The organism is Jatrophihabitans sp. GAS493 (assembly GCF_900230215.1).
Lineage (GTDB): Bacteria > Actinomycetota > Actinomycetes > Mycobacteriales > Jatrophihabitantaceae > MT45.
This window is the reverse complement of sequence record NZ_LT907982.1, coordinates 3,705,269-3,730,343: the sequence shown is the minus strand read 5'-3', so window position 1 is coordinate 3,730,343 and position 25,075 is coordinate 3,705,269. Positions and strand designations below refer to the sequence as shown.

Annotated in this window: 21 protein-coding genes and 1 pseudogene; 20 read left to right on the top strand and 2 right to left on the bottom strand. The window is 67.0% G+C overall.

Features of this window, described 5'->3' with window-relative positions:
- Window positions 1-24: 24 nt before the first annotated feature.
- Window positions 25-327, top strand: a complete 303-nt coding sequence (locus tag CPH63_RS17320; RefSeq protein ID WP_157749623.1) for a hypothetical protein — start codon at window positions 25-27, stop codon at window positions 325-327.
- Here the strand turns inward: CPH63_RS17320 and ileS are convergent.
- Complete coding sequence (ileS, locus tag CPH63_RS17315) at window positions 324-3,440, bottom strand: isoleucine--tRNA ligase (protein ID WP_096305241.1); 3,117 nt, start codon at window positions 3,438-3,440, stop codon at window positions 324-326. The two genes, CPH63_RS17320 and ileS, sit on opposite strands and share 4 nt — an antisense overlap.
- A 554-nt stretch (window positions 3,441-3,994) precedes the next feature.
- Here ileS and CPH63_RS22410 point away from each other — a divergent pair.
- The 3 genes from CPH63_RS22410 to CPH63_RS17305 all read left to right on the top strand — a co-directional run bounded on the left by CPH63_RS22410 (window position 3,995) and on the right by CPH63_RS17305 (window position 6,933).
- The gene (locus tag CPH63_RS22410; RefSeq protein ID WP_197704410.1) at window positions 3,995-5,347 is read left to right on the top strand and encodes a TraR/DksA C4-type zinc finger protein; all 1,353 of its coding nucleotides are present in this window, start codon (window positions 3,995-3,997) and stop codon (window positions 5,345-5,347) included.
- Window positions 5,348-5,416: 69 nt separating this feature from the next.
- Window positions 5,417-6,010 carry a signal peptidase II gene (gene lspA, locus CPH63_RS22405; RefSeq protein ID WP_157749622.1) on the top strand — a complete coding sequence of 198 codons (594 nt, stop codon included), beginning with the start codon at window positions 5,417-5,419 and terminating at the stop codon, window positions 6,008-6,010.
- 11 nt (window positions 6,011-6,021) lie between these two features.
- On the top strand, window positions 6,022-6,933 hold the full coding sequence (locus tag CPH63_RS17305) for an RluA family pseudouridine synthase (RefSeq protein WP_096305240.1): 912 nt from the start codon (window positions 6,022-6,024) through the stop codon (window positions 6,931-6,933).
- A gap of 42 nt (window positions 6,934-6,975) precedes the next feature.
- Here the strand turns inward: CPH63_RS17305 and CPH63_RS17300 are convergent, their stop codons facing one another.
- The gene (locus CPH63_RS17300) at window positions 6,976-8,124 is read right to left on the bottom strand and encodes a cation:proton antiporter (RefSeq protein ID WP_096304058.1); all 1,149 of its coding nucleotides are present in this window, start codon (window positions 8,122-8,124) and stop codon (window positions 6,976-6,978) included.
- A 173-nt stretch (window positions 8,125-8,297) separates the two neighbouring features.
- On the opposite strand from CPH63_RS17300, the gene dnaE reads away from it, so the two are divergent.
- The 16 genes and pseudogenes from dnaE to CPH63_RS17225 all read left to right on the top strand — a co-directional run bounded on the left by dnaE (window position 8,298) and on the right by CPH63_RS17225 (window position 25,073).
- The gene (gene dnaE / locus CPH63_RS17295; protein WP_096304057.1) at window positions 8,298-11,849 is read left to right on the top strand and encodes a DNA polymerase III subunit alpha; all 3,552 of its coding nucleotides are present in this window, start codon (window positions 8,298-8,300) and stop codon (window positions 11,847-11,849) included.
- Window positions 11,850-11,915: 66 nt separating this feature from the next.
- On the top strand, window positions 11,916-12,671 hold the full coding sequence (locus CPH63_RS17290; protein ID WP_096304056.1) for a GntR family transcriptional regulator: 756 nt from the start codon (window positions 11,916-11,918) through the stop codon (window positions 12,669-12,671).
- A 96-nt stretch (window positions 12,672-12,767) separates the two neighbouring features.
- Window positions 12,768-14,402 carry an NCS1 family nucleobase:cation symporter-1 gene (locus tag CPH63_RS17285; RefSeq protein WP_096304055.1) on the top strand — a complete coding sequence of 545 codons (1,635 nt, stop codon included), beginning with the start codon at window positions 12,768-12,770 and terminating at the stop codon, window positions 14,400-14,402.
- Between the two features lie 7 nt (window positions 14,403-14,409).
- Window positions 14,410-15,162: an aspartate/glutamate racemase family protein gene (locus CPH63_RS17280; RefSeq protein WP_096304054.1), complete on the top strand. Its 753-nt coding sequence runs from the start codon at window positions 14,410-14,412 to the stop codon at window positions 15,160-15,162.
- 22 nt (window positions 15,163-15,184) lie between these two features.
- A complete protein-coding gene (locus tag CPH63_RS17275; protein ID WP_096304053.1) occupies window positions 15,185-15,778 on the top strand; it encodes a hypothetical protein in 594 nt (197 codons plus the stop codon).
- A gap of 116 nt (window positions 15,779-15,894) precedes the next feature.
- Entirely contained in the window at window positions 15,895-17,130 is a 1,236-nt protein-coding gene (locus CPH63_RS17270) for an amidohydrolase family protein (protein WP_096304052.1), read from the top strand.
- Between the two features lie 13 nt (window positions 17,131-17,143).
- A complete protein-coding gene (locus CPH63_RS17265) occupies window positions 17,144-17,902 on the top strand; it encodes a DUF2567 domain-containing protein (protein ID WP_157749621.1) in 759 nt (252 codons plus the stop codon).
- A gap of 37 nt (window positions 17,903-17,939) precedes the next feature.
- A pseudogene (gene hisD, locus CPH63_RS23795) lies at window positions 17,940-19,247 on the top strand (histidinol dehydrogenase); the annotation flags it as partial.
- A gap of 18 nt (window positions 19,248-19,265) precedes the next feature.
- Window positions 19,266-20,381 carry a histidinol-phosphate transaminase gene (locus CPH63_RS23790; RefSeq protein WP_172892325.1) on the top strand — a complete coding sequence of 372 codons (1,116 nt, stop codon included), beginning with the start codon at window positions 19,266-19,268 and terminating at the stop codon, window positions 20,379-20,381.
- 47 nt (window positions 20,382-20,428) lie between these two features.
- Entirely contained in the window at window positions 20,429-20,974 is a 546-nt protein-coding gene (gene hisB / locus CPH63_RS17255) for an imidazoleglycerol-phosphate dehydratase HisB (RefSeq protein WP_157749746.1), read from the top strand.
- On the top strand, window positions 20,971-21,573 hold the full coding sequence (hisH, locus tag CPH63_RS17250) for an imidazole glycerol phosphate synthase subunit HisH (protein ID WP_096304048.1): 603 nt from the start codon (window positions 20,971-20,973) through the stop codon (window positions 21,571-21,573). The genes hisB and hisH overlap by 4 nt, the downstream gene beginning before the upstream one ends.
- Window positions 21,574-21,607: 34 nt before the next feature.
- A complete protein-coding gene (locus CPH63_RS17245; RefSeq protein ID WP_096304047.1) occupies window positions 21,608-21,955 on the top strand; it encodes a hypothetical protein in 348 nt (115 codons plus the stop codon).
- A gap of 11 nt (window positions 21,956-21,966) precedes the next feature.
- A complete protein-coding gene (gene priA, locus CPH63_RS17240; RefSeq protein ID WP_096304046.1) occupies window positions 21,967-22,686 on the top strand; it encodes a bifunctional 1-(5-phosphoribosyl)-5-((5-phosphoribosylamino)methylideneamino)imidazole-4-carboxamide isomerase/phosphoribosylanthranilate isomerase PriA in 720 nt (239 codons plus the stop codon).
- A gap of 49 nt (window positions 22,687-22,735) precedes the next feature.
- Window positions 22,736-23,515: an imidazole glycerol phosphate synthase subunit HisF gene (gene hisF / locus CPH63_RS17235; protein WP_096304045.1), complete on the top strand. Its 780-nt coding sequence runs from the start codon at window positions 22,736-22,738 to the stop codon at window positions 23,513-23,515.
- Window positions 23,516-23,638: 123 nt separating this feature from the next.
- The gene (locus CPH63_RS17230) at window positions 23,639-24,205 is read left to right on the top strand and encodes a hypothetical protein (protein ID WP_096304044.1); all 567 of its coding nucleotides are present in this window, start codon (window positions 23,639-23,641) and stop codon (window positions 24,203-24,205) included.
- Window positions 24,206-24,407: 202 nt separating this feature from the next.
- Window positions 24,408-25,073 carry a response regulator transcription factor gene (locus tag CPH63_RS17225; protein ID WP_305778084.1) on the top strand — a complete coding sequence of 222 codons (666 nt, stop codon included), beginning with the start codon at window positions 24,408-24,410 and terminating at the stop codon, window positions 25,071-25,073.
- The last annotated feature ends 2 nt before the right edge of the window (window positions 25,074-25,075 follow it).

Genomic DNA, 25,075 nt, shown 5'->3' with positions numbered 1-25,075 from the left:
GGTCGATTCTTGCTGCTGTCGACGGTGGGGTTGCTCGCTGCCGGGGTGCTGCTGATCCTGCTCGGCGCCGTGCAGCGCAGCTGGATCCTCTTCGCCGCGTCGGCGCTGCTAGGCGTCGTCGCGGCAGTGCTCAATCTGACCATCGACGCGCCGGCCCGCCCAGCCAACGACGGCCGTGGGATCGACGAGACTCAGGTCTGGGTGACCGAGCGGCGGCTTCGCTATCACCGGGCCGGCTGCTCGCTGCTGGGCAACGGCGCGGTAGCGATGACCCGCAGCGAAGCCGCAGCCCTGGGAATGTCGGGCTGCGGCCTCTGCGGCTCCTAGCTGCGCCGTAGCCACAGATGCAGGCCGAGGGCGTCGTCGGTCGTGCTGAAGTAGCCCTCGACATCCTCCACCGGCGGTCCCTCGACCAACTCGGTAGCCAGCACTTCGTCGGCCAGCTGCCCGGCGTGCGCACGGAGCGCCTCGGCCGGGTCCGGCGAGCCACCGACCCGCCAGTTCAGCCGGATCCGATCGGTCACCTCCAGGCCGGCGTTCTTGCGAGCCTCCTGCACCAGCCGGACGATGTCGCGGAGCAGGCCGAGTTGGCGCAACTCGTGCGTGAGTTCCAGGTCGAGCGCGACGGTGTCGGCGCCGGAGCTGGCCACGGCCCAACCCGAGCGCGGAGTCTCGCTGACGATGAGGTCGTCCTCCTCCAGAGCCAGCGTCTCTCCGTCCAACTCGACACGCGCCGATCCGGCACGGTAGGCCTCAACCAGCGCTACCGGATCGGAGCCACCGATTGCGTTGGCCACCAGCTGGGTGCGCTTACCGAACCGCTTGCCGAGGGCGCGGAAATTCGCCTTCACCGATAGCTCGACCATCTCACCGGTATCGGCGAGGTTGGCCAGCGCCATCGTGTTGAGCTCCTCGGCCACCTGGGCGCGAAGCTCGTCCGGCAGCTCGCCCCACCCGGGTGCGGAGATGAGGGCAGTGGCCAGCGGCTGGCGGGTCTTCACGCTGGACTCGGCGCGGGCGGCCCGCCCCAGTTCGACCAGCCGGCGCACCAGCGCCACCTGCTCGCTCAGCCGGGTGTCGACGAGCGAGGCGTCACTCACCGGCCAGGAGGCCAGGTGCACCGAATCGATTCCGGACGTCTGGGCGAAGAGAGACTGCCAGACGCGCTCGGTGATGAAGGGCACCAGCGGGCTCATCAGACGGGTCAGCGTCTCCAGGCAGTCGTGCAGCGTCTGCAACGCGGCCGGATCGCCGTCCCAGAACCGGCGCCGGGAGCGGCGCACGTACCAGTTGGAGAGGTCATCGATGAATCCGGCGAGCAGTTTGCCGGCGCGGGCGGTGTCGAAGGACTCCAGTGCCCCGTCCACTTCGGCCGTGACCCGGTGCGCCTCGCTTCGGGCCCACCGATCCAACTCGGTCGGGGCCACCCCACCGGAGTGGCCGGCTGTCGCCGGGGTCCAGTTGTTCGCACGGGCGTAGAGCGACTGGAAGGAGGCGACCGACCAGTACGTGCGCAGCACCTTGGAGGCGATCTCCTCCAAGGTCTTGTGCCCGACCCGACGGGCCGACCAGGGCGATCCGCCGGCCAGCATGAACCAGCGCAGCGCGTCGGCGCCGTGCTGGTCCATCAGCGGGATCGGCTCCAGGATGTTGCCGAGGTGCTTGCTCATCTTCCGGCCGTCCTCGGCCAGGATGTGTCCCAGGCAGAGGACGTTGCGGTACGAGCTCTGGTCGAAGACGAGGGTGCCGACCGCCATCAGGGTGTAGAACCAGCCCCGGGTCTGATCGATCGCCTCGCAGATGAAGTCGGCCGGGTAGGCCGCGCGGGCAGCCTCTGCGTTGCGATGGGGCGCGCCGAACTGGGCGAACGGCATGGCGCCGGAGTCGAACCAGCCGTCGATCACCTGCGGAACCCGGCGATAGGTGCCCTCCTCGCTGGGCCGGGTGAAAGTGATGTCATCGACATACGGGCGGTGTGGGTCGAGATTGCTCAGATCGGTTCCGGCCAGCTCGCCGAGCTCAGCCAGCGAGCCGACGCAGACGAGCTGGGTCGGGTCGGAATCGTTGCGCCACACCGGCAGGGGGGTACCCCAGTAACGGTCGCGGGAGAGCGCCCAGTCGATGTTGTTGTTGAGCCAGTCGCCGAACCGCCCGTGCTTGATGGTCGGCGGGTACCAGTTCGTCGCCTCGTTCTCGGCGAGGAGCTGCTCCTTGATGGCCGTGGTGCGGATGTACCAGGACGGGAGGGCGAAATACATGAGGGGGGTGTGGCAGCGCCAGCAGTGCGGGTACGCGTGCTCGTAGGGCACATGCTTGAAGAGCAGCCCGCGACTGCGCAACTCGGCCACCAGCGGCTCGTCGGCATCCTTGAAGAAGAGCCCGCTCACCAGTCCGGTATCGGCCAGGAAATGACCGTCCGGCCCGATCGGGTTGACCACGGGCAGTCCGTAGGCCCGGCAGGTGGCCAGGTCGTCGGCGCCGAAGGCCGGAGCCTGGTGCACGAGACCGGAGCCGTCCTCGGTGGTGACATAGTCGGCCAGGACGACGAAGTTGGCATCGGGCAGTTCGACCAGTTCGAAGGGCCGCTGGTAGGTCCAGCGTTCAAGTTCCGTGCCCGGCAGCCGGTCGAGCACCTCGACGTCCTCGCCGAGCGTGCGCCGCAGCAGCGGCTCGGCGACCACGAAGGTCCCGGCGTCGGTGCGGGCGACGACGTAGCTGACCTTCGGGTTCACGGCGACGGCAGTGTTGGAGACGAGGGTCCACGGCGTGGTCGTCCAGACCAGCAGGTCGGCCGACCCGGCCCATGGACCGGAGGTGAGCGGGAAGCGGACGTAGACCGATGGGTCGGTGACGTCCTCATATCCCTGGGCGACCTCGTGATCGCTCAAGGTCGTCCCGCAGCGCGGGCAGTACGGCGCGACCCGGAAGTCCTCGGTGAGCAGCCCCTTGTCGAAGATCTGTTTCAAGGCCCACCAGACCGACTCCACGTAGTCCGGGCTCATCGTCCAGTAGGCGCGGTCGTAGTCGGCCCAGTAGCCCATCCGCTCGCTCATCTGAGTGAACGCACTGACGTTGCGCTGCACCGACTCCCGGCAGTGGGCGTTGAACTCGGCGATGCCGTAGCGCTCGATGTCGGGCTTGCCGGTGAACCCCAGCTCCTTCTCGACGGCGAGTTCGACCGGTAGCCCATGACAGTCCCAGCCGGCGATACGCGGTACGTGGTAGCCCTTCATCGTCTTGAACCTCGGGAAGACGTCTTTGAAGGCCCGGGCCTCCACATGGTGGGTGCCCGGCAGGCCATTGGCCGTCGGTGGTCCTTCGTAGAAGGTCCACTGAGGCCCCTCCGCGCGGGCGTCGATGCTTCGCTGGAACACATCGCGGGCCCGCCAGAGTTCGATCACCTCGCGGTCCATGGCCGCCAGATCGACGTGCGCCGGCAGGGCTGCATAACTGTCCGATCGCAGATCGGTCGTATCGCTCTGCACGGTGGGGGACTGGTCAGTCACCGGGGTACTCCTCTTGCCTCGAGTTCGAACTTCGCTCGAGGGACGACAGCTGTTCGCTGCCGCGGTACCACCCTCATTGACTCACGGCGCAGGGGCCGTGCTGTCCACTTCGTTGTCACTACTGGTCCGGTTCTACTGAGGCTGCCTTGCCAGTATCGAAGGTGTCGACGCTGGGTGCTCAGCCCGTTCTTCCGGTGCTCGGAGGTGATTTCGACACCTTATGACCGTTTCGGCGGCCCGTTCGGTGCTACTTGTCCTCGTCTTCGCGGGGGTACTGCACGTTTCTGCGCTGTCAGCTTAGCCGGTGCGCATGAAAGGTCGCATCCGCTTTGAGCGTGCCGCCGCTCGTTTTCGTTGCTGGCTGTAACAATTCGATAGCAAAACTTCGGCGTGGACACTAGCGCAACGATTCATGCGCCTCGTATCCTTAGCCACCTTTGTGGGATTCCGTGTTATGTCTGTGCTCTGCCAAGGAGATGGTAAGCAAAATGACAGCCGTCGGACGACTAGGACGAGCCCTGCGACGCGTCGGTACTACCGGCGCGGCGAAACAGGCGACACGGGAGAAGCCTCCCGCGAAGTCGACGCCGGTCAAGAAGGCGGCGGTCAAGAAGACCGCGGTCAAGAAGGCCGCGGTCAAGAAGGCGGCGGTCAAGAAGGCGGCGGTCAAGAAAGCGGCGGTCAAGAAGGCGGTACCCGCTACTCGCGCCCCTTCGGCGGCCCGTCCGGTACCGGTCAAGAAGGCGGCGCCAGCTAAGAAGGCCGCGTCTGCCAAGCAGACCGCGCCAGTTAAGAAGGCGGTGCCGGCCAAGAAGGCCGTGCCAGTTAAGAAGGCGGCGACGAAGAAGGCCGTGCCAGTTAAGAAGGCGGTGTCGACGAAGAAGGCAGCACCAGCTAAAAAGGCCGCACCAGCTAAGAAGGCAGCACCAGCTAAGGCAGCACCAGCTAAGGCAGCACCAGCCAAGAAGGCGGTGGCTAAGAAGGCGCCCCCCGCAAAGAAGGTGGTGGCCAAGCAGGCAGCACCAGTGAAGAAGGCAGCACCAGCCAAGAAGGCCGCACCCGCCAAGAAGGCAGCACCAGCCAAGAAGGTCGCACCAGCCAAGAAGGTCGCACCAGCCAAGAAGGCTGTGCCCGCGAAGAAGGCCGCACCGGTCAAGAAGGCGGCACCGGCCAAGCCGGTCGGGTCGACGAAGGCAGCCCCGCCGGCCGGAGTGAAGAAGGTCGCACCGACCAAAAAGGCGTCGCACGTGGCGAGGGCCGGAGAAACGAATACAGTGTCTGCAGCGGTCCCGAAGCAACCCCCGACAGCGGCGCCCGTGGCTCGTAAGTCAGCCGCAGCAACCGGTGTCGTTACAGGTAAGGGACCGGAGCACATGACGGCATCGGCACAGAAAGCAGCACAAGTGAAGACCTCCGCCACGCAGCCCCCCGCCCCCGCTAGCACCGCCGGTTCATCGGCTCCTGCCGTAACGGCCCGTGTCGACTTCTCCGACGCTGAGTTGGCTTCAATCAGGAGCGCACTGGTAGCCGACGTCGCGCGCATGCGTGACGAGTACGACGAATCGATGCGCCAGTTGACCGACCAGCAGTCCAGTGCTGACGGTGCCGGCGACGATCAGGCCGACGCCGGGAGCAAGACCTTCGAACGCGAGCAGGAGTTGAGCATCGCGGCCAACCGGCTTGACCTGCTCACCCAGACTCAGCACGCCATCGAACGAGTCGACGCCGGCACCTACGGCTACTGCGAGAGCTGTGGCAAGCCGATCCCGAAGGCACGCCTGCAGGCGTTTCCGATGGCGACGCTGGACGTGGCCTGCAAGCAGCGGGAAGAGCGTCGATAGCCGGTCGAGGAACCGGGTCGCGCTCGGCGGCGTCCATCGGAGCCCGCGACGTGCGCGACAATAGGACCCATGACTGCTGCAGACGCTGAATCGGCAGCGCGAGAAGAACCGGTCCGGATGACAGCGACGACCCCGGTGCAGGCGGCCCCGGCCCGGCCCCGGCGCCTGGGTGTCTTTGCCGCCGTGGCTGTGGCGGCGCTGTTGGCCGACGTGCTGAGCAAGGCGCTAGTGGTCGCCAAGCTGAAGAATCACGCACCGGTGCGCACCCTCGACGGTGTGGTCTACCTGGTGTACACGCGGAACTCCGGGGCGGCCTTCTCGGTCGGCGCCGGGGCAACTCTGCTCTTCACCCTGGTTGCGGCCGGAATCGTTGCGGTCATCATCCGCTTCGCCGCGAAGCTACGGTCGGTGGCTTGGGCGATCTCATTGGGACTCATCCTCGGCGGCGCGCTGGGGAATCTGGGCGACCGAATCTTCCGCGCGCCGAGCGTCGGTCGGGGCCATGTCGTCGACTGGATCAGCGTCTTCGCCGACGACGGTCACGTCTGGCCGATCTTCAACATCGCCGACTCGGCCGTCGTCTGCGGTGCGGTCTTGGCGGCTATTCTGGCCATACGGGGCATCGAACTGGACGGCGCCCGTCCGCGAAGGTCTCGTTCATGAGCGCGCGCATCATGCCGGTGCCGGATGGACTCGACGGCCTGCGACTCGATGTGGCGCTGGCCCGGATGTTCGGCTTCTCCCGTACGGCGGCCGCTGCGCTCATCGACGAGGGGGCTGTGCTGGTCGACGGCGTCGTCCCGTCCCGCTCGGCCAAGGTCAGCGCGTCTGCCGTCCTGGACGTGACGATGCCAGAACCTACAGCCGGACCACCCACCGAGCCGATGATGGCCGAGGGCATGACGCTGCTCTACGACGACGAGCACGTGGTCGCGGTGAACAAACCGGTCGGTGTGGCCGCGCACCCCAGTGTCGGTTGGACCGGCCCGACGGTGGTGCAGGGGCTGGCGGCGCTCGGATACCGGGTCTCCACCTCTGGTGCCTCGGAGCGGCAGGGGATCGTGCATCGTCTCGATGTAGGTACCACCGGAGTGATGGTGGTCGCGAAGAGCGAACTGGCTTACACCGTACTCAAGCGCGCCTTCAAGGAGCGGACCGTCGACAAGCGTTACTCCGCACTGGTACAGGGCCACCCCGATCCGAGCGGTGGCACCATCGATGCCCCGATCGACCGCCATCCCTCGTCGGACTGGAAGTTCGCAGTGGTGGCCAGCGGCCGACCCAGCGTCACCCACTACGACACGGTCGAGGCGTTCCGGGCGGCGTCACTGCTCGACGTGCATCTGGAGACCGGGCGGACGCATCAGATTCGGGTGCATATGGCCGCAGTGCGCCACCCCTGCGTCGGTGACCTCACCTACGGTGCCGACCCCACACTCGCGCGTCGTCTCGGCCTGACTCGCCAATGGCTGCACGCCCGCACCCTGGGATTCGCCCACCCGTCGTCCGGAGATTGGATCGAGCTGGAGGCTCCACTTCCCGACGACCTTCAACATGCGCTGGACGTGCTGCGGGCGGAGTCCTGACCCGCTCTGACCAAGCCTCACCCGCTCCTGACCGACGTCTGCTCAACTCGCGGCTTCACCGGTGCGGCTGGGTGAACGAGCGGCCAGACTGCCGCCCAGAATCGCGGCCGCGATCGTGATCACCGCGCCGAGCAGCAGCGCCGCCGACTCGCCGGCATCGAGCAGATGCAGCTGTGTTCCCAATGTCGCGGCCGCCACCGGCACACCGAGCTGGGCCGCGGCCAGCGTGCCCAGTGCGACCCGCTGGCCACTGAGCCGCATGAGCGCATGGCAGAGGATGGCGGCCGCGCCCAGCGCGACCCCGAGCCCGATGAACTTGGGGTGACGGACCAGGGCACCCAGATCGATCGATGCCCCGAGCCACACGAAGAAGAGCGGCGCCAGGAAGCCGTCGGTGATGGCGAAGAGCTGACGGGCCAGCCGGCGGGGCTCACCCACACCGGCGACGGCCAGCCCGAAGCAGAACCCGGCCAGCATGATCGAGACGTGAACCTGCACGGCCAGGGCGGCCAGCGCGAAGAGGATCGCCAGATTTATGCGCAGTTCGAGGGCGAACTTCCGGTCCTCGGAGAGGCGATGCACTCGTTGCCGGACGCCGGAGCGGTCCAGGTTGCGAAGTGCCCAGAAGAGCAGGCCCGAGGTTGCCAGGACTACGACGGCGCCGACCGCCGCCCGCGCTGCGTGCGCCGGATCGATGGCCAGCGGCAACGCCACCACACATACCGTGTCAGCGATCGCGACCTGCGCCAGGAGCGCCAGCACGTCCGAGCCCTCCAGGCGCAGCGAATCGACGATCGGCAAGACCAGCGCCGCCGAAGAGGAGGCGATCAGCACGGCATAGAGACCGGCATGGCCCGTATGGAAGGACCGCGCGATGGCGAATGCGGCGCCGGCGCTGAGCAGCCCAACGCCGACCGCCCGCAGCGCCCCGACGCGCAGCGCTCCGCGAAGGCGGGCGTCCCGGACGGGCACCCGGGAGCCCGCGACGAACATGACCAGCGCGAATCCGATGCTGGCCAGGAAGGTGAAGGTCGCGTCGCCGCTGTGCACCAGATCCAATCCCGTGGCGCCGAAGAGCAGGCCGGCCAGGAGCTCGCCCAGCACGACCGGAAGGTGCCAGCCCGCCGGCAGCGCCAGCAGCGGGCCGAGAAGCGCGATCACCCCGATCAGGGCGAGAGTGGAGAATGTCACCGGTGGCCGAGACTGCTGGGTGTGGCTCCGCTCGCGATCATCGGCTGAGCCTATGACTGCCTGGGAATCATGGTCGAATGGGCTCAAGCTGAGGTCGAGGCTAAGAGACTCGTGGCGTGCCGTGGTCGAGAAGTGTCAGAGGCAGAGGGCACAATCAAGGACGTGGTGACGGCATGAGTAACGGCGACTCGGATTCCTTCGTTCATCTACACGTACACACCGAGTATTCGATGCTCGACGGGGCGGCCCGACTCACCGAACTCTTCGCCGAGACCGCCCGGATGGGCATGCCGGCGCTGGCCATGACCGATCACGGCAACGTCTTCGGCGCCTTCGACTTCTACAAGAAGGCCAAGGACGCCGGCGTCAAGCCCATCATCGGGATGGAGGCTTACCTCACACCCGATACCTCCCGCTACGACCGCAAGCGAGTCCGCTGGAATGAGGGCGGCGACGACGACGTCTCCGGTGGCGGCGCCTTCACCCATATGACTCTGCTGGCCGAGAACACCACCGGCATGCACAACTTGTTCCGCCTCGCCTCACGCTCAAGTCTCGAGGGCTTCTTCTACAAGCCGCGAGCCGACAGAGAGCTGCTCAGCGAGTACTCCGAGGGGCTGATCGGCACCACCGGCTGCCCGTCCGGTGAGATCCAGACCTGGCTTCGCATCGGCGACTACGAGAAGGCTCGGGCCAGCGCCGCGGAGTTCCGCGACATCATGGGCAAGGAGAACTACTTTCTCGAACTCATGGACCACGGGCTCGACATCGAACTGCGAGTTCGTGACGGGCTGCTACGTCTGGCCAAGGACCTCGACCTGCCAATGGTCGCTACCAACGACCTGCACTACACCCACGCCGAGGACTCCGACACCCACGAGGTGCTGCTCTGCGTCCAGTCCGGCAAGACCATGGCCGACCCGAACCGGTTCAAGTTCGACGGCAACTCCTACTACCTCAAGTCCCCGGCCGAGATGCGCTCGCTATGGGCCGACAAGTACGACCTGCGGGAGTCCTGCGACAACACACTGTTGATCGCCGAGCGCTGCGGCATGACGTTCAACGAGGACGCCAACTACATGCCCCGCTTCCCGGTGCCGGAGGGCGAGAGCGAGCACAGCTGGTTCGTCAAGGAGGTCGAGACCGGCCTGCACTACCGCTACCCGGCCGGTATTCCGGACGAGGTCCGCAAGCGGGCCGACTTCGAAGTCGACGTTATCGTCCAGATGGGCTTCCCGGGTTACTTCCTGGTGGTCGCCGACTTCATCAACTGGGCCAAGAAGAACGGCATCCGGGTCGGACCGGGTCGCGGTTCGGGAGCCGGTTCGATGGCCGCGTACGCGATGCGCATCACCGACCTGGATCCGCTGCAGCACGGCCTCATCTTCGAGCGCTTCCTCAACCCTGACCGCGTCTCGATGCCTGACTTCGACATCGACTTCGACGAACGCCGCCGCGGCGAGGTGATCCGCTACGTCAGCGAGAAGTACGGCGACGAGCGGGTCGCGCAGATCGTCACCTACGGCACGATCAAGGCCAAGCAGGCCGTCAAGGATGCCTCCCGCGTGCTTGGCTACCCGTTCGCCATGGGCGACCGCATCACCAAGGTGATGCCGGCCGCGGTGATGGGCAAGGACGTCCCGCTCAGCCGGATCTTCGACAAGACGCACGAGCGCTACAACGAGGGTGGCGAGTTCCGCAGCCTCTATGACGCCGACTCCGAGGTGAAGCGGGTCGTCGACACCGCCACCGGTCTGGAGGGTTTGAAGCGTCAATGGGGCGTCCATGCCGCCGGCGTCATCATGTCGAGCGAACCGCTGCTGGACCTGATCCCGATCATGCGTCGGGAGCAGGACGGCGCGATCATCACCCAGTTCGACTACCCATCCTGCGAGAAGCTCGGCCTCATCAAGATGGACTTCCTGGGGCTGCGCAACCTCACCGTCCTCGACGATGCGCTGGTGAACATCAAGGCCAACCGGGGCGAGGAGGTGGTGCTGGAGACGCTCACCCTGGACGATCCGGTCACCTTCGCGTTGCTGGCCCGTGGCGACACGCTCGGTGTCTTCCAGCTCGATGGCGGTCCGATGCGCGCGCTGCTGCGCAGCATGCGCCCCGACGCCTTCGAAGACATCTCGGCGGTCGGAGCGCTCTACCGCCCGGGCCCGATGGGCATGAACTCGCACAATGAGTACGCCGATCGCAAGAACAATCGCAAACCGGTCGTCGCGATTCACCCGGAGCTCGAGGAGCCGCTGGGGGAGATTCTCGGTGAGACCTATGGCCTGATCGTCTATCAGGAGCAGGTCATGTCAGTCGCGCAGAAGGTGGCCGGGTATTCACTCGGCGCGGCCGACCTGCTGCGCCGGGCGATGGGCAAGAAGAAGAAGGCCGAGCTGGATGCCCAGTACGAGACCTTCAGCGCCGGGATGAAGGAGCGCGGCTTCAGTGCCGGCGCAATCAAGGCGCTCTGGGACGTGCTGCTGCCCTTCTCCGACTACGCCTTCAACAAGGCTCACTCGGCGGCCTATGGGCTGGTCTCGTACTGGACGGCCTATCTCAAGGCAAACTATCCGGCCGAGTACATGGCTGCGCTGCTCACCTCGACCAAGGACGACAAAGACAAGTCGGCGGTGTATCTCGCCGAGTGCCGCCGAATGGGAATCAAGGTGCTGCCGCCGGACGTCAACTCCTCGCAGGCAAACTTCACCCCCACCGGAACCGACATCCGCTTCGGCATGGGCGCCGTCCGCAATGTCGGCGCAAACGTGGTCGCCTCCATCGTCGCCTCTCGCAAGGCGAAGGGTGACTTCCTTGATTTCCCCGACTTTCTGCGCAAGGTCGACGCGGTGGTCTGCAACAAGCGCACCATCGAAGCACTCATCAAAGCCGGTGCCTTCGACTCGCTCGGGCACAAGCGGCGCGGCCTGGTCAACGTCTTCGAGCCGGCGGTCGATGCGGTGCTCGACACCAAGAAGGCCGAGGCGGTCGGGCAGTTCGACCTGTTCGGCTTCGGCGACGGTGGCGCGGACTCGCCACTGGATGACGTCTTCGCGGTCAAGGTGCCCGACATCGAGTGGGACAAGTCGGTGCTGCTGGCCTTCGAGCGGGAGATGCTCGGCCTCTATGTCTCCGACCATCCTCTCTTCGGGCTGGAACATGTCCTCGCGGCGGCGGCGGATCACTCGGTGGCGACGCTGATCGCCGAGGCCACCGATGAGCCGCAGAGCGTCACCGTCGCCGGAATTCTCTCGTCGGTGAACCGGCGGGTGACGAAGGCCGGAGCGCCGTGGGCCCAGGCCACGCTGGAGGATCTTGAAGGCTCCATCGACGTGATGTTCTTCCCCGCCACCTACGCGCAGGTGGGTATCAACATCGCCGAGGACGCGGTCGTGGTGCTGCGTGGTCGCACGGACTCCCGTGAAGATACAGTGAAACTGATCGTCAGTGATCTCACTGTGCCCGATCTCAAGATCGGCGGCGCCGAGGTTGCCCGAGGTCCCGTTCTGGTCTCGATCGCGCCGGCTCGCTGTACACCCCCTCTCGTGGATCGCCTCCGGGAAGTACTCTCAGCCCATCCAGGCACCACCGAAGTACACCTGCAGTTGCTCAACGGCGAGCGCAATCATGTGCTCAGGGTCGGCGACAACTACCGGGTCACCCCCTCAGCCTCATTGATGGGTGATCTGAAGGCCCTCCTCGGATCGAACGCGGTCGCCGGCTGAGCAGGTCGGCACCAGGTTCGACCGCCGGCGTCGGCTGATCGGCCCCGCGACTCGGACGGAGCGACCATGCGAATTCCCCGACCGCCGGCGCCATGGCTGGCTCGTCTCTCGCCGGAGCCGTCCGGAAGCACGCAGGAGACCGTGCTCGACGGCCTGCGCAAGGTGATTCTCTCCGGCTACGCCGCTCCGGGCACCTCGCTGCCGGTCGACGAGGTGGCCGACCGCTTCGACGTCAGTCGCATCCCGGTGCGCGAAGCGCTGAAGACGCTGATCGGCGAGGGTCTGGTCGAGCACCGGCCACGGGCTGGGTACACGGTCGCCCAGTTGACGCCGGACGAGCTTCAGCAGTTCTATCTGGTGCGCGAAGTGCTGGAAGGTGCCGCCCTTCGAGGCTCGGTTGAACTCGCCACTGCTGAGGACGATGCGCTCGCCCTGCAGGCCCACGAGGCGCTGCTGCAGGCCGTGATAACCGGCGATCCGCGGGCCTACCATCGGCAGAGCCGACGATTCCATCTGGCGTTGCTCACCCCCTCACGAATGCAGCGTCTGCTGCACATGTTCTCCTCGGCCTGGAACATCACCGAACCGCTGCAGCCGATGAGTTACGTGCCACCGGCGGATCGGGCGTTGCTGCACGCGGATCACCAGCAGATGCTGGACGCATTCGTGCGCCGCGACGGCGAGGCCCTGATCGCCGCCTCCCAGATGCATCACCGTCGCCTGCAGGGTTTGATCGCCTCGCTTCCGCGTGACACCGGGCTGTTCTCGGAGGAGGCGGTGCAATCAGATTTATCCGAAGCGGCAACGGATATATCTCTTTAGTCATCGGAGTGCAACACGGCGTAGTTAGTTTCGAGGTGCCCTCAATGGCGAGGCGCCCGATACCGACTCGTCCGCTTGTTCCGGGTAGGAGCCTCGATGACCGACACCGCCGCACCTAAACAGTCCACCGCGCAACCGCTGGCCGCCACCCGGGCCGGCGGCCTCCCGCCGGGATCCACGCCCGGCCACAACGATCTGGTCGAGGCCGCCGGCGCGCCGATCGGCGGCGGCCTCATCAAGCCGGGCTACGACCCGCGCCTGACCAACGAAGACTTGGCGCCGCTGAAGAAGCAGACCTGGGGCGCGTACAACATCTTCGCCTTCTGGATGTCCGATGTGCACAGCGTCGGTGGATACATCACGGCGGGAAGTCTTTTCTTTCTCGGGCTAAGCCCGTGGGAGGTGCTCTTCGCGCTGCTCGCCGGAATCACTATCGTCAACATCTTCTGCAACCTCGTCGCCAAGCCGAGCCAGCTCACCGGCGTCCCGTACCCGGTCATCTGCCGCAGCGTCTTCGGCGTTCGCGGCGCCAATGTGCCCGCAGTTATCAGGGGATTGATCGCGGTAGCCTGGTACGGCATTCAGACCTACCTCGCGTCGCTGGCTCTCACCGTCGTCCTCATCAAGCTGTTCCCCTCGCTGGCCAAGTACAACGTCACCGCGGACTACGGCTTCCTCGGTCTGCCGCTCCTGGGTTGGGTGACCTTCGCGATCCTCTGGGTGCTGCAGGCGGCCATCTTCTGGACCGGCATGGAGACCATCCGCAAGTTCATCGACTTCTGCGGGCCGGCCGTCTACATCGTGATGTTCTGCCTGCTCGGCTACTTGATCCACAAAGCCGGCTGGAGCAAGCTCACCCTCGACATCGGAAGCGTTCACAAGGGTGGATGGGAAGCGGTGTCGGTGACCCTCGGTGCGATTGCGCTGGTCGTCTCTTACTTCTCCGGGCCGATGCTGAACTTCGGTGACTTCGCCCGCTACGGAAAGAGCTTCTCGGCGGTGAAGAAGGGGAACTTCCTCGGATTGCCGGTTAATTTCCTGCTCTTCTCCCTCCTCGTCGTCTTCACCACCTCGCTGACCATCCCGGTCTTCGGCACGTTGACGACCGACCCGATCGAGACCGTCGCGAAGATCGACAGCACGTTTGCGATTGTGCTCGGCGCGCTCACCTTCGTCATCGCCACCATGGGCATCAACATCGTCGCCAACTTCATCTCGCCGGCCTTCGACTTCTCCCATGTCAGCCCGCAGCGGATCAGCTGGCGGATGGGCGGCATGATCGCCGCCGTCGGCTCGGTCCTCATCACCCCGTGGAACCTCTACAACAGCCCGGAGGTCATCAAGTACACGCTGGAGACTCTCGGCGCCTTCATCGGTCCGCTCTTCGGTGTGCTGATCGCCGACTTCTACCTGGTACGTAAGCAGCGGGTGGTCGTCGACGACCTCTTCACCCTCTCCGAGCGAGGACGCTACTTCTATCGCAACGGCGTCAACCCGCCGGCGGTGATCGCGACCGCCGTCGGCGCCATCGTGGCGATGATCCCCGTCCTGACGCCTGAGTCCCTCGTCTCCTGGATGCCGACGGCTGCTCAGTACAGCTGGTTCGTCGGAATGGCTCTCGGCCTGAGCGTCTACTACCTGCTGGCGGCGCGCTCGCGATTCACCGACGGTTCACTGCGGCCGGCCGAGGATCCGCTGATGGAGTCCGCGCTCGACGGCTCGGCGGTGTAGGGCGTCCATGTTCATCAAGATCATCAACCCGAACACCACGTGGTCGATGACGGAGAAGATCGGTGAGTGTGCCCGGGCAGTAGCCGGCCCGGGCACACTGGTCGAAGCCGTGAGTCCGTCGATGGGACCCGTCTCGATCGAGAGCCACTACGACGAGGCACTGAGTGTTCCGGGCGTGCTGCAGGAGATCGCCGTCGGTGAACTCGCCGGGGCCGATGGCTATGTCATCGCCTGCTTCGGTGACCCGGGGCTGGATGCGGCCCGCGAGATTGCTCGCGGACCGGTGGTCGGGATCGCCGAGGCCGGCCTGCGAGCCGCGAGTTTCCTCGGCCGCGGCTTCAGCGTCATCACTACGCTGGATCGCACCCGCGGGCGGGCCTGGGAGCTCGCGCAGCGATACGGCGTGCAGTCGCTCTGCCGCAATGTCCGGGCCTGCGACGTCCCGGTGCTCGAACTCGACACCGATCCCCAGGCCAAGCGCCTCATCCTCGACGAGTGTCGGCGGGCGATCGCGGCCGACGGCGCCGATGCGATCGTGCTTGGCTGTGCTGGGATGGCTGATCTCTGCGGCGAGCTCACTGAGACTCTCGGCGTTCCCGTGGTGGATGGGGTCGCGGCCGCCACCCTCTTCGTGCAGTCCCTGGTGACGATGCGGCTGCGAACCGGAGATCACGCCGAGTTCGCGGCGCCGAATCCAAAGCCCTACACCGGGCTGCTGAGTGATTTCGGCGTCGGCAGCGCGTCGGTGAGAACTATCTAGCCGGGCCGAGCGTTGTAGGGGTATGAGTTACGAGATTCTCCCGAGCCAACCGAACGGCGGCGGCCGGCGCTATTCGGCTGGTCATGCCAACCCGGGCGAGGGGCCTTACGTGGAGGTCGGTGCGTTCCGGCAGGGCAACGAACTGTCGCAGTGGATGCTGGCTCGCTACCTGGTCAGCCGGGTGGTCGGCGACTACATCGCGAAGTTTCTGCTGGTCGCCGGGCTGGTTGTCCTCGCGTTGTCGATCGTCGTCTACGTCAACGGAGCGCAGTTGTTCGGTGTTCTGGTCGGCCTCGTGGCCGTCGGGCTGCTGCTGACTCGCGGCGCGCTGCAGTTCCTGCTGCAGCGGCTGGCCGGTGCGCAGACGATCGGCGCGACCGAGGTGACGATGCGCCGGCTGGTGCGCGAGAGCCGGGGCGACGTGCAGCGGGAGCTACGCCGTATCGGTGTGCCGAGCCGCAGTTTTACGGTGCCGCTGCTCGCGGTCAGGCTGATCAGCCGGCGCCGACGCGCCGCTACGCTGCAGCGGCTGCGGCGCTTCGAGATTGAGCGAGCGGTCTCCCCGGCCCACCTGGACGCGTTGCATCTCGCATTGTCCCCGGGTGCTCCTGGTTGAGCCTGATCTGACTTGACTTCATCCGGCCAGTCCGGCTGAACTGGCTCAGTCCGGCCCGGGCCAGAAGAATCGTGGCGATCCGACCCGAGCCCCCTTGCAGATGGCAGGATGACACGATGGCTGGCCGAACATCACCGGAGCGGCGCGGGCTGCGCACGCGAGCGGCGGCCTCCAGCGTCGAACGGCTCTTCGGCTCAGTGGTGGCGGCGCGAATGCAGCGGTTCCAACGGCGCACTCGGCGCCCCACGAGCGTCGGCGAGTCGTTGGCCGGGGGCGCGACCCTCCTCGGCCGGATCTGGGCCGGCGGCGCGAGCGAGCCATTCGACGGAGCGCTCATCATCGACTCGAGCGGTCGGATCTCCTACCTCGGACCGGTGGGCTCGCAGATCCTCGACACCGACCTCCCGGTCATCGGGGGCGGCGAGACCTGGATCGGCCCGGCTGTGTGTGACGCGCACGTACACCTGCCGGACGACCCGACTGTACTTCACACGCTGACCCGTAGCGGGGTGTTGGGCCTGCGTGACTTGGGGTCGTCGGCGGCCCGCGCCGCCAGGCTGCGCACCGGGCGTCGTGATCCCACCCCGGCCCTGCCCTTCGTCAGCGCCTCCGGGCCGATGCTCACCGCCCCGGACGGCTTTCCGGGTGAGAGTCGGGGAGCCCACCCGGCCGCGCAGTACGTGCACTCCGCGGGGCACGCCCAGCAACTCGTCCGCCGGTGCGCCGCCGAGGGGGCGGACGTGATCAAGGTGATCCTCGATCGGGGGGACGGCTCCGACGGCTTCGCGGTGCTCTCGCCGACCATCCTCGAGGCGATCGTCCAGGCCGCCCACGCCACCGGACTGGCGGTGGTGGCTCATGCGCTGCGGGCCGACATGGTGACCCGGGCGGTCGACGCCGGCGTCGACGAACTGGCGCACACGCCGACCGAACGACTCTCCGAGGAGCTCATCGACCGGATCGCGGCGGCCGGCATTTCGGTCGTGAGCACGCTGCAGTCCTTCTTCTCGGCCGGCAAGGGACGGGAGGCGGCGGCGAACGCCGCGGCATTGCATCGCGCCGGTGTGCGGCTGCGCTATGGAACCGACTTCGGACTTCGTCCCGGCGCCCCGATCGGGGTCGACCCGCGAGAGCTGGATCGCCTGGCCGACGCCGGTCTCGGCCGGTTGGGGGCGCTGCGCAGTGCCACCGAATTCGCGGCCCAGGCTCCCGGAATGCGGATGCGCTCGGGTCTGCTGCGCGTCGGTGAGCCGGCGGCTCTGGTCATGCTCGGCGCAGACCCGATCGTTGAGCCCGGCGCGTGGCGGGCTCCGCTGGCCGTGCTCGCTGATGCTCGTCTAATCGAGAACTGACACACTGAGTGACGTGACATCCTCTGCCCCGGCCTATCCGCCGCCGTCTGGCCAACCGCTGGGCGAGGCAGCCCTCGCTACCGATGGTGGCGCGGGCGGTGCTACCGGCGAATTGGAACCCCAGAGCCGGCGCCGAGAGATGATCGAGCTCGGGATTCTGCTCGTCGCGTTCGTGGTCGTCGGCGCCCTCCTGGGGCTCATCTGGGCGCACTTCGCCCCGGGACGCCCGCTGGGCTACGTCGTCTCGAAGGACGCGATCATCCCGGACGAGACCGAATCCTTCATCGCCTCCGACGGGCGGTTCGCGCTGTACACCGCGCTGGCCGGCGCGATCTTCGGCGCGGTGGCCTGGAGCCGGCGGGGCACTCGAGGACCGCTGATGGTGCTGGCCCTGGCCGTCGGCGGACTCGTCGGTGCACTGCTCACCTCGGTCGTCGGCACCGCGGTCGGCTCGGGCAAGGCGACCGGCGCCCCGAACAGCGTGATCACGATGCAGTTGGCCGTCCACGCCAAGCCGATGCTCGCCTTCGAAGCCTTCGCCGCCGTGGTCGTCTACACACTGGCCGTGCTCTTCAATGATCACGCCGATCTCGGGCGCGGCGACGGCGAATCCGCCGATGACCCCGATGACCCCGATGACCCTGATGACTCCGATGACCCTGATGACCCCGGTACCGGTTTCCCGCCTGGATACGGCGCCGATTCGGGTATCGACTCGGGCGTCGAATCAGGTGTCGATTCCGGTGCTGATTCCGCCGGCGAGACTCGCTGAGCGAATTCCGCTCGGCGCCGCCCCGTAAACTGGCCGGGTGCTGCGCAGATTGGACCTGACCTCATCCGCCCCCGCCGATCTCCGGCGTGTTCTGCCGAGGGCGAAAGTGGATGTGGCCGCCGCCATGTCGGTCGTCGAGCCCCTGGTGAACGCGGTCAGTGAGCATGGCTACTCAGCCGCCCGGGACGCGACTCGCCGCTTCGACGGAGTCGATGTGCCGGTGCCGCTGGTGGCCCGCACCGCGCTCCGTTCGGCCGCCGAGCAGCTTGATCCGCAGGTCCGAGACGCTCTAGTCGAGTCGATCCGACGGGCCAAGATCGGGCACAATGCCCAGCGCCGCGAGGATGTCACCACGCAGGTCGTACCGGGCGGCACCGTCACCGAGCGCTGGATCGCCGTCGGACGGGTCGGCCTCTACGTTCCCGGCGGCTTGGCGGTCTACCCGTCCAGCGTCGTGATGAATGTCGTCCCGGCACAGGTGGCCGGTGTCGGGTCCATCGCCGTCTTCTCCCCGGCACAGAAGGAGTTCGGCGGACTGCCCCACCCGACGATCCTCGCCGCCTGCGCGCTGCTCGGAATCGAGGAGGTGTACGCGATCGGGGGCGCCCAGGCCATCGCCGTCGCCGCCTACGGGGACTCCGAGCTCGGGATCGAGCCGGTGGACCTGGTCACCGGTCCCGGCAATATCTACGTCGCCGCGGCCAAGCGACTGCTCCGTGGGGTGATCGGTATCGACGCCGAGGCCGGCCCGACCGAGATCGCCATCCTGGCCGACGCCACCGCCGACCCGGTGCACGTGGCGGCCGATCTGATCAGTCAGGCCGAGCACGATCCGCTGGCCGCCTCCGTCCTGGTCACCGATTCGGTGCACCTGGCCGACCTCGTCGACGCCGAACTGAGCCGCCAGGTAGGCCTCACCAAGCACACTGACCGAATCACCGCGGCGCTGCAGGGTGAGCAGTCGGCCACCGTCGTGGTGCGTGACCTCGAGCAGGGCCTCGCCGTCGTCGATGCCTACGCGGCCGAGCACCTGGAGGTGATCACGCGCGACGCCCGCCACTGGGCCGAGCGGGTTCGCAACGCCGGCTGCATCTTCGTCGGCCCCGACGCCCCGGTCTCCTTGGGTGACTACTGCGCCGGCTCCAACCACGTGCTGCCGACCGGCTGCACGGCTCGGCACGCCTCGGGGTTGTCGGTGCAGTCCTTTCTCAAGGGTGTCCACCTCGTCGAGTACAGCCACGAGGCGCTGGTCGCCGCAGCGCCGTATGTGTTGGCGCTGTCGAACGCCGAGGACCTGCCGGCCCACGGAGCGGCGGTATCGGCGCGCCTCACCGAGAGCGATTCGACCTCGCCGGCTCCGGTCCTGCCGAGCGATTACGACGTTCCGCTACGCCCGGAGCTGCGCGGCGAGACGCCCTACGGTGCCCCGCAGCTCGACGTCGCCTTGCAGCTGAATGTGAACGAGAACCCGTACCCGCCGTCGGCCCGGGTCGCTGCGGAGATGGCCGATGCGGTGCGCGAGCTGGCCGGCGAGCTCAATCGCTACCCCGATCGGGATGCCGTCGCGCTGCGCGAGGATCTCGCGACCTACCTCGGCCACGGTCTGCGCGGCACCCAGGTGTGGGCGGCCAACGGCTCGAACGAGGTGATGGTGCAACTGCTGCTGGCCTTCGGCGGCCCTGGACGAACCGCACTCTCGTTCACCCCCACGTACTCGATGTATCCGGAGTACGCCCGGGACACGCACACCCGCTGGGTCGTCGGGCAGCGGGCCGAGGACTTCACCATCGAGCTGGATGCGGCGCTGGCACTCATCGCGCGGGAGGAGCCCTCGGTGATCCTGCTCGCCTCACCCAATAACCCGACCGGGACCGCGCTGCCGCTGCAGCGCATCGAGGCGATCTGCGGGGCCGCCCTCGCCGTCGGCGGCATCGTGGTCGTGGACGAGGCCTACGGCGAGTTCCGCCGGGCCGGCACCCCGAGTGCCCTCGAACTGCTTCCGCGCTACCCGAACCTGGTGGTGACGCGGACGATGAGCAAGGCCTTCGCGCTGGCCGGCGGGCGACTGGGTTACCTCGCGGCCCGTGCGGAGATCGTCGACGCGGTGCGCATCGTACGGTTGCCGTACCACCTGTCGGCTGTGAGTCAGGCGGTGGCGCGGGTGGCTCTGGCCAACAGCGCGGAGCTGCTGGCCCGAGTCGACGAGCTCCGCGACACCCGAGATGAGACCGCTCACTGGCTACGTTCGATGGGGCTGCAGGTCGCTGACTCGGACGCGAACTTCGTGCTCTTCGGCGGATTCACCCCCGATCGGCACGACGTCTGGCAGCAGCTCGTCGATCGTGAAGTGCTGATTCGCGAGGTCGGCCCGGCTGGCTGGCTGCGGGTCTCGATCGGCACGCCGACCGAGATGGACGCCTTCCGGGATGCTCTCACCGAGGTGCTGGATCTTCCTATCGAACAAGGAGAAACTACGTGAGCGAGCGCATCGGGCGGATCGACCGCACGACCTCTGAGACGAAGGTGATGGTCGAGATCAATCTCGACGGAACCGGCACCACCGAGATCTCCACCGGTGTCGGTTTCTACGACCACATGCTCACCTCCTTCGGAAAGCACGGGCTCTTCGACCTGCGGGTCCAGGTTGAGGGTGATACTCACATCGACGCCCACCACACGGTGGAGGATGCCGCGATCGCACTCGGGCAGGCGTTTGCCCAGGCCGCCGGTGAGAAGCGCGGCATCCGACGCTTCGGTGACGCGATGATCCCGATGGACGAGGCGCTCGTGCAGGCCGCGGTCGATCTCTCCGGTCGTCCGTACCTCGTGCACCGTGAGCCCGACGGCGCGCCGCCGACGATCGGCCCGGACTACGCCACCACGCTGACCCGGCACGTCTTCGAGTCATTCACCTACCACGCAGCGATCGCCCTGCACGTCACCGTGCACGGCGGGCGGGACTGGCACCACATCACCGAGGCCCAGTACAAGGCCGTCGCCCGGGCCCTGCGGGCCGCCGCCGAGCCCGACCCGCGCGTGCACGGCATTCCCTCGACCAAGGGTGTGCTCTGAAGCGCGTCGTCGTCCTCGACTACGGTTCCGGCAATCTGCATTCGGCCTACCGCGCGCTGCAGCGCGTCGGGGCCGAGGTGACGGTCACCGCCGATGAGGGGGCCGCAATCGAGGCCGCCGGACTGGTGGTGCCGGGTGTCGGTGCCTTCGCCGCCTGCATGGCCGGTCTGGACGGCGTGAATGCCCGCGAAATCCTGCAGAAGCGCGTCGCCGCCGAGCGTCCGGTTCTCGGAATCTGTGTCGGTATGCAAGTGCTCTTCAGCGCCGGCGTCGAGCACGGGATCGAATCCGAAGGACTGGACGTGCTCAGCGGGCGGGTCGAACTGCTGCAGGCCCCGATCCTGCCGCACATGGGGTGGAACACGGTGACCCCGCCGGCCGACTCGGTGCTCTTCGCCGGGCTGGATCCACAGACCCGCTTCTACTTCGTCCACTCCTACGCCGTCCACCACACCGACGGGCTGGTCACCACCGCCCACCACGGCGAGGACTTCGTCGCGGCGGTCGAGCACGGAGTTGTGAGCGCCACCCAGTTCCACCCGGAGAAGTCGGCCGACGCTGGCGCGGTGGTGCTGGGCAACTGGCTGGCCACGCTGTGACGGCGCGACACCGATGAGCCGCCGATGAGCCGCCATGAGTAAGGAGCGGGCCCGCACTCGTGAGCAGCGTCAGGCGGCCCAGCAGGCGTTGCTAGCCCAGCGGCAGGCCGAGCAGGCGGCCAAGCAGGCCGCCGAGGCGCAGCGGCGGCACCGGCGGGAGCGGCGGGCGCTGCTGTGGCGGCGAGTTCGGCTCTGGCAGCATGGCTCGCAGTACAAGCGCAACCGGGAGCGCTGGGCTGCGCTCGGCACGCTGCTCATGTGCGTACTGCTGGTCACCTACCTCTTCACCTGGTCGCTGCGCGAGGTCCTCGTCGTAGCGCTGATCTGTGTCGTCGCCTCGCCGGTGCTGATCGCCTTCATCGTCAATCGCAAACAGTTTTGAAAGGCGCCACCATGAGTCTCGTCCTACTTCCGGCCGTCGATGTCGCCGACGGAGCCGCAGTCCGTCTGGTCCAGGGGGAGGCCGGCAGCGAAACCTCCTACGGTGATCCGCTCGAGGCGGCCCTGACCTGGCAGCGGGACGGCGCCGAGTGGATCCACCTCGTCGACCTCGACGCCGCCTTCGGGCGGGGATCCAATCGCGAGATGCTGGCCGGCGTCGTCGCCAAGCTGGACGTCGCGGTGGAGCTCTCCGGTGGAATTCGTGACGATGCTTCGCTGGAGGCCGCACTGGCCACTGGCGCCGCGCGGGTGAATCTCGGCACCGCTGCTCTTGAGTCGCCGGATTGGGTGCGTTCAGCCATCGCGAAGCACGGCGACAAGATCGCGGTCGGCCTCGATGTGCGGGGGACGACCCTGGCCGCCCGTGGGTGGACCGAGTCCGGTGGTGACCTCTACGAGACGCTGGCCCGGTTGGACGCCGACGGCTGCGCCCGCTACGTGGTGACCGACGTGCACCGCGACGGCACCCTCACCGGCCCGAACCTGGAGCTCCTGCGCAATGTCTGCGCGGCCACCGACAAGCCCGTCGTGGCCAGCGGGGGAGTCTCCTCGCTGGATGACCTGCGGGCCATCGCTGCGCTGACCGACCTCGGAGTCGAGGGGGCGATCGTCGGGAAGGCGCTCTACGCCGGCGCCTTCACGCTGCCCGAAGCGCTTGATTCGGTCCGCTAGCGCGCGCCGGTTGCCTTTCTGAGTTCAGCACGAATGGGAGACTTGAGGAATGTCTGTCGCGGTACGAGTCATCCCCTGTCTGGACGTCGACGCCGGTCGCGTGGTCAAGGGAGTCAACTTCGCTGATCTGCGTGACGCCGGGGACCCGGTTGAGCTGGCTCGCCGATACAACGACGAGGGCGCCGACGAGCTGACGTTCCTCGACATCACCGCGTCCTCCTCGCAGCGCGAGACGACCTACGACATGGTGCGCCGCACGGCCGAGCAGGTCTTCATCCCGTTGACCGTCGGCGGCGGTGTCCGCTCAGTCGAGGACGTGGACGCGTTACTGCGGGCCGGGGCCGACAAGGTCGGTGTCAACACTGCGGCGATCGCCCGACCGGAGCTGCTGCGCGAGATCGCCCACCGATTCGGAAACCAAGTCCTGGTGCTCTCGGTCGACGCCCGTCGCGTCCTCGCCACCGAGGAGAGCGCGTTGACACCGAGCGGCTTCGAGGTGACCACCCACGGCGGACGGCGCGGCACCGGCATCGATGCCATCGAGTGGGCGACCCGAGCGGCCGAACTCGGCGCCGGCGAGATCTTGTTGAACTCGATGGATGCCGACGGCACCAAGAACGGTTATGACCTGGAGCTCATCACCCTGGCTCGGGCCGCGGTCGGCGTCCCGGTGATCGCCAGTGGTGGCGCCGGGGACGTCGGGGACTTCCTGCCGGCCGTCGCCGCCGGTGCCGACGCGGTCCTTGCGGCCAGTGTCTTCCATTTCGGGGAGATCAAGATCGGCGAGGTGAAGGCGGCCCTGCGGGCGGGCGGAATTCCGACGCGCTGAAGTCGCGGCGACCGCGTATCTTCATCGAGGAGGATTGCGCCCGCAAGAGGGTGCGTTACAGGCGAATCAACGTTACTGTCTGGTAGGTAACAGACTGTTACGTACGTTGGTCGAGGAGGATGCATGTTTAGCGAGGACGACCTCAAGGACACTCCTCCCGTCGTCATCGGTGCTATCGCCTGTGGGGTAGCCCCGATTCCGTTCTTGTTGACGTACTCGGCGATCTTCCTGATGCACGGCACCGTCTTCCCGGTCGACCCGCCGGACATCACCAATTCTCGCCTGGGCGAGGCCTTCGCCGGGGTGGTGGCGCTCGTCTACCTGGTCGCGATCATCGTCAGTATCGGCTGGTTCCTGTCGCAGCGTCGCCGCTGGTTCTTCCTCCTCGGGCAGCTGCTGTCGCTGGTCGTGGCGGTCGACTTTCTGCTGGACACCTCCAGCGGTGACCCGGAAGTGCCGTTGATGCTGGTGATCACCACCTTCGGCGCGATCGTGATGGGGTTGCTGCCGGCGTCCTACCACTGGGTGCACGACTGGCGATTCGAGCAGCAGGAGGCGAACGACAAGGTGACGTCACGGCGCAAGTCCCGCCGCGCCGCCGCTGAGCCGGCGGCTGAGGAGCCGCTGGCCGATCTTTCGCTGCTGGAGTCGGTGGGCGGCTCGCCGATCGACCCCAATCCGAACGCCTAGCTTCCAGCCACCGACCTTTCGACGGGCTGCGACCCGGATCTGGCTAACTTGATTAGTTTCGTCTGCTTAGGATAATCACAGACAACTACCATCTTAAACTCAGACGCGACGCTCAGGCTGGACACAGCCAAAAGTTAGCGACTGCAAGATTAGGGAGTTCTCAGTGACCGCTGCAGCCGAAAAAAGGCGTCGGGTCCTTGTAGTGGACGACGAAGAGAACGTCACCCACCTGGTCTCTTCTGCCCTACGTTTCGACGGGTTCGACACGGTCACCGCCGACAGCGGGCCCTCGGCGCTAGCCGCCGTGGCCGAGAGCGACCCCGACCTGGTTGTCCTGGACGTCATGATGCCCGGGATGGACGGACTGGGCGTGCTCTCCAACCTGCGCAGCGCCGGTTCCCAGGTGCCGGTCATCTTCCTCACCGCCCGTGACACCGCGCACGACCGCATCGGTGGGCTGCGGGCCGGAGCCGACGACTACGTGGTCAAGCCATTCAGCGTCGAAGAGCTACTGGCCCGGGTCCATGCGGTGTTGCGTCGTTCGTCACCCGATACGGCGCGCCCGGGCGTGCTTCAGATCGCCGACCTCGAACTGGATGAGAACAGCCATGAGGTGACCCGGGCCGGCGAGGAGGTTCACCTCACCGCGACCGAGTTCGAGCTGCTGCGCTACCTGATGCGCAACAACCGCGTCGTCCTCTCCAAGGCCCAGATCCTCGACCGGGTCTGGAAGTACGACTTCCAGGGACAGTCCAACATCGTCGAGCTCTACATCGGGTACCTGCGCAAGAAGGTCGACGCGGTTGAGCCGAAGCTCATCCACACCGTGCGCGGCGCCGGGTACGTGATCAAAGCTCCGCGGACGTGAGG

What these genes read in the sequence shown, in the direction of transcription:
- CPH63_RS17305 (WP_096305240.1), top strand. Translation starts at nt 6,022, where the DNA reads ATGCCGGTGCCGGATGGACTCGACGGCCTGCGACTCGATGTGGCGCTG.
- dnaE (WP_096304057.1), top strand. Translation starts at nt 8,298, where the DNA reads ATGAGTAACGGCGACTCGGATTCCTTCGTTCATCTACACGTACACACC.
- hisF (WP_096304045.1), top strand. Translation starts at nt 22,736, where the DNA reads ATGTCTGTCGCGGTACGAGTCATCCCCTGTCTGGACGTCGACGCCGGT.
- priA (WP_096304046.1), top strand. Translation starts at nt 21,967, where the DNA reads ATGAGTCTCGTCCTACTTCCGGCCGTCGATGTCGCCGACGGAGCCGCA.
- CPH63_RS22410 (WP_197704410.1), top strand. Translation starts at nt 3,995, where the DNA reads ATGACAGCCGTCGGACGACTAGGACGAGCCCTGCGACGCGTCGGTACT.
- CPH63_RS17230 (WP_096304044.1), top strand. Translation starts at nt 23,639, where the DNA reads ATGTTTAGCGAGGACGACCTCAAGGACACTCCTCCCGTCGTCATCGGT.
- lspA (WP_157749622.1), top strand. Translation starts at nt 5,417, where the DNA reads ATGACTGCTGCAGACGCTGAATCGGCAGCGCGAGAAGAACCGGTCCGG.
- CPH63_RS17270 (WP_096304052.1), top strand. Translation starts at nt 15,895, where the DNA reads ATGGCTGGCCGAACATCACCGGAGCGGCGCGGGCTGCGCACGCGAGCG.
- hisB (WP_157749746.1), top strand. Translation starts at nt 20,429, where the DNA reads ATGGTCGAGATCAATCTCGACGGAACCGGCACCACCGAGATCTCCACC.
- CPH63_RS17280 (WP_096304054.1), top strand. Translation starts at nt 14,410, where the DNA reads ATGTTCATCAAGATCATCAACCCGAACACCACGTGGTCGATGACGGAG.
- CPH63_RS17290 (WP_096304056.1), top strand. Translation starts at nt 11,916, where the DNA reads ATGCGAATTCCCCGACCGCCGGCGCCATGGCTGGCTCGTCTCTCGCCG.
- CPH63_RS17245 (WP_096304047.1), top strand. Translation starts at nt 21,608, where the DNA reads ATGAGTAAGGAGCGGGCCCGCACTCGTGAGCAGCGTCAGGCGGCCCAG.
- CPH63_RS17285 (WP_096304055.1), top strand. Translation starts at nt 12,768, where the DNA reads ATGACCGACACCGCCGCACCTAAACAGTCCACCGCGCAACCGCTGGCC.
- CPH63_RS17275 (WP_096304053.1), top strand. Translation starts at nt 15,185, where the DNA reads ATGAGTTACGAGATTCTCCCGAGCCAACCGAACGGCGGCGGCCGGCGC.